Source organism: Nocardioides sp. NPDC127503, assembly GCF_040302165.1.
In the GTDB taxonomy this organism is placed as follows: Bacteria; Actinomycetota; Actinomycetes; order Propionibacteriales; family Nocardioidaceae; genus Nocardioides.
Genome location: NZ_JBEORH010000024.1, coordinates 2,076 through 4,918, shown reverse-complemented (window position 1 = coordinate 4,918; position 2,843 = coordinate 2,076). Strand labels below are relative to the sequence as shown.

The window sequence follows — 2,843 nt, the reverse complement described above, 5'->3', positions numbered from 1 at the left end:
TTGCCTGGCAACGTCCTACTCTAGCGGAACGTCAGTCCGACTACCATCGGCGCTAAGGAGCTTAACTTCTGTGTTCGGCATGGGAACAGGTGTGACCTCCTTGCCATTGTCACCAGACAAATGAATGATTATACATTCAAAACTAGATAGTAAGTAAGATTTTGCGTCGCAAAACGTTTTTTAAAAATTGATTAAGTCTTCGATCGATTAGTATTCGTCAGCTCCACGTGTCACCACGCTTCCACCTCGAACCTATTAACCTCGTCATCTTCGAGGGATCTTATAACCGAAGTTGGGAAATCTCATCTTGAGGGGGGCTTCATGCTTAGATGCTTTCAGCACTTATCCCGTCCATACATAGCTACCCAGCTATGCCGTTGGCACGACAACTGGTACACCAGAGGTATGTCCATCCCGGTCCTCTCGTACTAAGGACAGCTCCTCTCAAATTTCCTACGCCCACGACGGATAGGGACCGAACTGTCTCACGACGTTCTGAACCCAGCTCGCGTACCGCTTTAATGGGCGAACAGCCCAACCCTTGGGACCGACTACAGCCCCAGGATGCGATGAGCCGACATCGAGGTGCCAAACCTCCCCGTCGATGTGAACTCTTGGGGGAGATAAGCCTGTTATCCCCGGGGTAGCTTTTATCCGTTGAGCGATGGCCCTTCCATGCGGAACCACCGGATCACTAAGTCCGTCTTTCGACCCTGCTCGACTTGTAGGTCTCGCAGTCAAGCTCCCTTATGCCTTTACACTCTATGAATGATTTCCAACCATTCTGAGGGAACCTTTGAGCGCCTCCGTTACCTTTTAGGAGGCGACCGCCCCAGTCAAACTGCCCGCCTGACACTGTCTCCCACCACGATAAGTGGTGCGGGTTAGAAAGCCAACACAGCTAGGGTAGTATCCCACCAACGCCTCCACGTAAGCTAGCGCTCACGTTTCAAAGGCTCCTACCTATCCTGTACAAGCTGTGCCGAATTTCAATATCAGGCTACAGTAAAGCTCCACGGGGTCTTTCCGTCCTGTCGCGGGTAACCTGCATCTTCACAGGTACTATGATTTCACCGAGTCTCTCGTTGAGACAGTGCCCAAATCGTTACGCCTTTCGTGCGGGTCGGAACTTACCCGACAAGGAATTTCGCTACCTTAGGACCGTTATAGTTACGGCCGCCGTTTACTGGGGCTTCGATTCGTAGCTTCGCAGAAGCTAACCACTCCTCTTAACCTTCCAGCACCGGGCAGGCGTCAGCCCCTATACATCACCTTACGGTTTAGCAGAGACCTGTGTTTTTGATAAACAGTCGCTTGGGCCTATTCACTGCGGCTCTTCTGGGCGTGAACCCTAAAGAGCACCCCTTCTCCCGAAGTTACGGGGTCATTTTGCCGAGTTCCTTAACGAGAGTTCGCTCGCTCACCTTAGAATTCTCATCTTGACTACCTGTGTCGGTTTGCGGTACGGGCACCTGTTATCTATCTAGAGGCTTTTCTCGGCAGTGTGAAATCAACGACTCGAGGAAACAATTTCCTCTCCCCATCACAGCTCAGCCTTATGAGTGCCGGATTTGCCTAACACTCAGCCTTACTGCTTGGACGTGCACTCCAACAGCACGCTTCGCCTATCCTACTGCGTCCCCCCATCGATTAAAACGATACTAGGTGGTACAGGAATATCAACCTGTTATCCATCGCCTACGCCTGTCGGCCTCAGCTTAGGACCCGACTAACCCAGAGCGGACGAGCCTTCCTCTGGAAACCTTAGTCAATCGGTGGACGGGATTCTCACCCGTCTTTCGCTACTCACACCGGCATTCTCACTTCTAAGCGCTCCACATGTCCTTGCGATCATGCTTCGACGCCCTTAGAACGCTCTCCTACCATTGTCCAAAGGACAATCCACAGCTTCGGTAATATGTTTAGCCCCGGTACATTTTCGGCGCAGTGTCACTCGACTAGTGAGCTATTACGCACTCTTTAAATGATGGCTGCTTCTAAGCCAACATCCTAGTTGTCTGGGCAACGCCACATCCTTTTCCACTTAACATATATTTTGGGACCTTAGCTGGTGGTCTGGGCTGTTTCCCTTTCGAACACGGACCTTATCACCCATGTTCTGACTCCCAAGTTAAATTAATTGGCATTCGGAGTTTGTCTGAATTCGGTAACCCGAGAGGGGCCCCTCGTCCAAACAGTGCTCTACCTCCAATAATCATCACTTGAGGCTAGCCCTAAAGCTATTTCGGAGAGAACCAGCTATCTCCAAGTTCGATTGGAATTTCTCCGCTACCCTCAGTTCATCCGCTCACTTTTCAACGTAAGTCGGTTCGGTCCTCCATTCAGTGTTACCTGAACTTCAACCTGACCAAGGGTAGATCACCTGGTTTCGGGTCTACGACCAAATACTCAACGCCCTATTCAGACTCGCTTTCGCTGCGGCTCCACATTTGCTGCTTAACCTTGCATCAGATCGTAACTCGCCGGTTCATTCTACAAAAGGCACGCCATCACCCATTAACGGGCTCTGACTACTTGTAAGCACACGGTTTCAAGTTCTCTTTCACTCCCCTTCCGGGGTACTTTTCACCTTTCCCTCACGGTACTGGTTCACTATCGGTCACTAGAGAGTATTTAGCCTTAGGAGATGGTCCTCCCAGATTCCGACGGAATTTCACGTGCTCCGTCGTACTCAGGATCCACTCAAGAGAGAATATGTTTTCGACTACAGGATTATTACCTTCTTTGATTCATCTTTCCAGATGATTCGTCTAACATGTTCTTTTGTAACTCCGTATAGAGTGTCCTACAACCCCAACAAGCAAGCTTGTTGGTTTGGGCTT

1 rRNA gene and 1 other annotated feature (1 of these 2 only partly in view) are annotated in these 2,843 nt (G+C 50.3%); the gene reads right to left on the bottom strand.

Annotated features, from left to right (window positions below):
- Positions 1-2: 2 nt before the first annotated feature.
- Positions 3-117: ribosomal RNA gene (rrf, locus tag ABTW65_RS29340) — 5S ribosomal RNA — on the bottom strand.
- Between the two features lie 70 nt (positions 118-187).
- Positions 188-2,843: a sequence feature (most likely nonfunctional fraction of RNA operon), on the bottom strand; it runs 1,754 nt beyond the window's last position.